At 41.1% G+C, this 598-nt stretch carries 1 pseudogene; it reads right to left on the bottom strand.

Annotated features, from left to right (window positions below):
- Positions 1–311: 311 nt before the first annotated feature.
- A pseudogene (locus MO387_RS20805) lies at positions 312–598 on the bottom strand (IS5/IS1182 family transposase); the annotation flags it as partial.

The following is a 598-nucleotide window of genomic DNA, read 5'->3' as shown; positions in this document are numbered from 1 at the left end:
CCAGTACTCGTCTGTTAACATTGTTCTTGGCATGATGGGTTGTCATGGTTAGTTTTTGGCGAAAGTAATTATACCAGCCCATCATGCTGTCTAATAATCCATCACGAAAGATCAACAAGCCCTAGTATTTTTGAAGTAATTAAAACTCTATTTAGTAGCGAACCTGTCAGGCCATCTTTATTGCTATCAGGATTAATATCAATATGTTGGTTAATTTTGTTATGTTTAGGGTATGCGCAATATTTGAGCTGATAAGGGGCTTTGTTTCCTAAATCGAGTCAGCGAACAAAATTCTCATCATTGTTCAAATATCAAGCTATATAGTGGGTTTCAGGCATACCTAGCCCAGTAAGTTTGTTCAAAGCCCTAATCATCGCGTAAGTTTCTCCCACCTGAGCGTTATAATTCCGCATGCTCAACGTGCCTCCTAGCAGTTGTTTTATCCTGTACATAGCGGTTTCTGAGATTGAGCGGCGATGATAACCATACCGTTTTTTCCATTGCTTATTTGAGCCATGAAGCTGTTGCCAACTGACGGCTAAGTTTCGTGGATGCCCTTGTTCCCATAGTGCAGCACCTTCCCTAGGTGGAATGAGCA

The organism is Shewanella sp. N2AIL (assembly GCF_022690845.1).
GTDB lineage: Bacteria > Pseudomonadota > Gammaproteobacteria > Enterobacterales > Shewanellaceae > Shewanella > Shewanella baltica.
This window is presented reverse-complemented; position numbering and strand designations above follow the sequence as displayed.